Below are 3,713 nucleotides of genomic sequence, written 5' to 3'. Positions count from 1 at the left end.
GGCGACGAGCTCCTGATCCAGCTCGCGCAGCGGCTGCGCGAGCAGATCGGGCCCGAAGACATCCTGGGCCGGCTCGGCGGCGATGAATTCGTCGTGCTGCTGCCGCATCGCAACGCCGAGAGTGCAGGGCGTGTCGCGACCGGGATCACCGAGGCGCTGGCTGCGCCGTTGCGGCTCGGCTCCAGGCAGATGCAGATGTCGGCCAGCATCGGCATCAGCCTCTATCCCGATCATGCCACCGACATCGACACGCTGATGCAGCAGGCCGACGCCGCCATGTACATGGCCAAGCAGGCAGGACGTTCGACCCATCGGCTGTTCAGCGCCGAGATGAACGGGTTGACCGAGCAGCGGCTGGCGCTGATCGCAGCGCTGCGCCGTGCCATCGCGGAGGGCGAGCTCACGCTCAGCTACCAGCCGCAGATCCGCAGCTGCGACGGTGYGATCCATGGCCTCGAGGCGCTGGCGCGCTGGCATGATGCCGAACTCGGCGACGTCTCGCCGGCAAAGTTCATTCCGCTTGCCGAGGAATGCGGCCTGATCGAGCAGATCGGCCTGTGGTCGGTGCGCGAGGCCTGCCGGCAGATGGCGAGCTGGCGCCGCGCCGGGCTCAACATTCCCTGCGTGTCGGTGAACCTGTCGCCGATCAATTTCCGCAACGTCACGCTGGCGGCGCGGCTGGCCGACATTCTGGCCGAATACGGGCTACCACCGGATGCGCTGATGCTGGAGATCACCGAAGGCGCGTTCATGCAGGACAGCGTCGCCGCGATCGAGACGATGAACGCGATCCGCGAGCTCGGCGTCGGGCTCTCGGTGGACGATTTCGGCACCGGCTATTCCAGCCTCAGCCGCCTCGCGCACCTGCCGATCCGCGAGCTCAAGATCGACCGCAGTTTCATGCGTGACATCGAGAAGGACGCCGGCGCATTGGCAATCGCTACCGCCGTGGTGCGCGTGGGGCAGGGCCTCGGCATGACCGTCGTCGCCGAAGGCGTCGAGACCGAGGCGCAGCGCAAATTGCTGGCCGATCTCGGCTGCGACGTCGTGCAGGGCTTTCTCTATGCGCCCGCGCTTCCCCCGGTCGCGTTCGAGCGCTGGCTGATCGAGCACTGCGCCGAGCAGGCGAGGGCGATGCCGGGCCGGCTCGATGCTGCGCCGGCGGGGCGCGACGCGGTGAAGCGCTCGGCGTAGAGCTAATCGGCCCGCGAAGGCGTGCCACGGAGTCCATGCTCATCTTCCTCCGTGATCCATGGAAACCGCCGGCGGTGTCCGCTCTCGTTCATCAGTTTTGCAGCACGAAACGGCCGAAGGAAGGTAGTCTGAGACAAAGCTTGATGATGAGAGGAAGCGCGAGCACGGGAATGACGCACGCGGCGACATAGCCCTCCGCGAGTGGCGGTAGACCGAAGCTCGCTGCCGCCCACACGAAGCCGTCCCTGGTGGTTCTGCCGTTCAGCAACATGAGCGAGGATATCACCAAGGCGATCGACCTGCTTCGACAGTCTCTCAGCCTTGATGAGGCGCGCTCGCCGACGCTCGCGGCGCTCGCCTGAGGACTCGTCATGGCCTCGCCGCTTGGCGCACGCACGTCGCCGGACGCCGCGACCGAGGCGCTAGGTCTGGCGCGCCGCGCCGTCGAGCAGGACGGTACGGACGCTTTTGCCCATGCGGTCTACGGCTTCACGCTCTTTGGGCCGGCTGGCGACAACGATCAGGGGCGTATTCACGCCATCGAGGCCGTGAGGCTCAATCCCAGTTCGGCCTTCGCGTGGGGTACGCTCGGAATGATCGATAGCATGGCAGGCGACTACGAGAACGCACTCGCATGCCTTCATCGTTCTCTCGTCCTCAGTCCCTACGACAGTATGCTGCATTTGTGGATGACAGGATTGACGGCGTCTTGCTTTGCGCTCGGGCGCCATGAGGATGGCATCGCCTAGGCACGCAAGTCGGTTCAGCACAATCCGGGCAATGGCACCGGCCATCGCATGTTGGCGGCCAATCTGGTCGCCGCCGGCCGCCTGGAAGAAGCTCGCGAGATCACGCGGCGTCGCGATGCAACACAAAAGACAACGATCCGCGATCTGCGCGCCATGCGCTTCTTCAAGCAGGACGACGCTCTCGCACGCTACCTTTCGGCCCAGCAGGTTGCCGGTGTGGCCGATTGAGCGTCACGCGCCGAGTGCAACGAAAAGCGTGCGACCGGTCATGAAGATGAGGATGAGCGAACCGACCGTCCACAGCGTCGCGCGAACTTCGTGGATTTGCCCGGTGAGATAGGCCAGAAAATGCAGCAGGCGTGAGGCAACGTAGCCGTAGAGCAGCCACTGCGCGAGCCGCAGCGACGGCTGTGTGAGGATATAGAGCAGGCCCGCGACCAGGAAGTACGGCAAGCTCTCGAGATCGTTCATCTGGATCCGGCGAATCCGCTCGACACGTTCGTTGGGAAGAAGCTGCGCTGGATTTGGCGCGGGATTCATCGGGGTCTTCTTGATATCCTCCGGCGAACGGTAGCCCCCCTTGGCTTGCACCATCCGGATCACGGTCAGCCATGACATCGCCACGGCCTTCAGGATCATCAGGGTGGCGGCAACGACATAGGTGGCGAAAAGGGGGTCGTGAAGACTCATTCGGTCCAATTCGGCCTCCTCTGACGTTTCCACGTGACATGCGCGACCGCGTCGCCAGCAAGCAAAGGACGTCACCAGTCCGCGTATAGCCCGGCGCGCTCGCGAACGCCACCGCCGTGGTGCGCGTGGGGCAGGGCCTCGGCATGACCGTCGTCGCGGAAGCCGCCGCGACCGAGGCGCAGCGCAAATTGCTGGCCGAGCTCGGTTGCGACGTCGTGCAGGGCTTCCTCTACGCGCCCGCGTTTCCCCAGCCACCTCACCCCGCCGCCAACCCCGTCCTGCGCCGCAAATCCGTGATCGCGCGCAGAAAGCTGTCCGCCGGCGTCGTCTCCGGATCGATCAGCCGGTGCAGGCGGAAGCCGTCTTCCAGCGCCAGCACTACAGAAGCCATCCATGGCGGGTTCAGATTGTCGTTCTTGCCGTTGCCCTTCAACGTCGCCTCGACGATGTCGGCGATCAGCTTGCGCCGCGCGCGCAGGCGTTTTGCAAGTTCGGGACGCCGCTTCTCGGCGCGCGCGACGTAGAGGATCATCTCCATGTGGAGGAGGGGGGAGCGGCCGAGCGGATCCTGCCGGCTGCGGTCCATCGTCCGCAGCGCCGCGATGAAATCGTCGAGATTGTCGTGCTGTGCGAGGATGTCCATGTTGCGCCGGATCGACTGCGCGACATGGTCTTCGAGCATGGCGATGATCAGCTCGTCCTTGCTGTTGAAGTTGGAATAGAACGCGCCGCGGGTGAAGCCGGCGGCGGCCGCGATCGCCTCGATGCTGGCGCCGCCGATGCCGTCTGCCTCGAACACCCGCGCGGCCGCCTCGAACAGCTTGTCGCGCGTATCGTCCCTGGTCGGCCTGGTTCTCACCCTTGACATCGGACCAGTTTAGGGCAGAATGCAACTCGATACAAMAATGTATCGAGTTGATAATTTCTAGGGGATGGTTACGCCGCGCAAGCCGGGGGCTGCCGGCGTATTCGTGTCATGCGGCAACCGACTTGAGGTCACCATGAACGAGCAAGCGCAACCCGCCGGCGGCGATCCGCTGTTCAACCCGCTGTCGCCGGACTTCATCCGCAATCCCTATC

5 protein-coding genes and 1 pseudogene are annotated in these 3,713 nt (G+C 64.9%); 4 read left to right on the top strand and 2 right to left on the bottom strand.

All coding sequences use genetic code 11. The features are described from left to right. The 3 genes from AC1D00_RS31500 to AC1D00_RS31490 form a co-directional block, all read left to right on the top strand. Positions 1 to 1,194, top strand: a 1,194-nt coding sequence (locus AC1D00_RS31500) for a putative bifunctional diguanylate cyclase/phosphodiesterase (RefSeq protein ID WP_477013346.1), incomplete at its 5' end; no start/stop codon positions are given. A gap of 371 nt (positions 1,195 to 1,565) precedes the next feature. Further along, entirely contained in the window at positions 1,566 to 1,943 is a 378-nt protein-coding gene (locus AC1D00_RS31495; RefSeq protein ID WP_477013345.1) for a tetratricopeptide repeat protein, read from the top strand. Between the two features lie 48 nt (positions 1,944 to 1,991). Further along, positions 1,992 to 2,171: a hypothetical protein gene (locus tag AC1D00_RS31490; protein ID WP_477013344.1), complete on the top strand. Its 180-nt coding sequence runs from the start codon at positions 1,992 to 1,994 to the stop codon at positions 2,169 to 2,171. Positions 2,172 to 2,174: 3 nt separating this feature from the next. On the opposite strand, the gene AC1D00_RS31485 is transcribed toward AC1D00_RS31490, so the two are convergent. After that, positions 2,175 to 2,633, bottom strand: coding sequence for an MAPEG family protein (locus AC1D00_RS31485; RefSeq protein ID WP_477013343.1), 459 nt, complete (start codon positions 2,631 to 2,633; stop codon positions 2,175 to 2,177). Between the two features lie 92 nt (positions 2,634 to 2,725). Here AC1D00_RS31485 and AC1D00_RS31480 point away from each other — a divergent pair. Continuing rightward, positions 2,726 to 2,875 (top strand): annotated as a pseudogene (locus AC1D00_RS31480) (EAL domain-containing protein); the annotation flags it as partial. A gap of 14 nt (positions 2,876 to 2,889) precedes the next feature. Here the strand turns inward: AC1D00_RS31480 and AC1D00_RS31475 are convergent. Then, positions 2,890 to 3,501 carry a TetR/AcrR family transcriptional regulator gene (locus tag AC1D00_RS31475; RefSeq protein ID WP_404553742.1) on the bottom strand — a complete coding sequence of 204 codons (612 nt, stop codon included), beginning with the start codon at positions 3,499 to 3,501 and terminating at the stop codon, positions 2,890 to 2,892. Between the last annotated feature and the right edge of the window lie 212 nt (positions 3,502 to 3,713).

This window comes from Bradyrhizobium sp. P2_E8, from assembly GCF_056403875.1.
The sequence above is the reverse complement of the archived record's forward strand: the minus strand, read 5'-3'. Positions and strand labels throughout refer to the sequence as shown.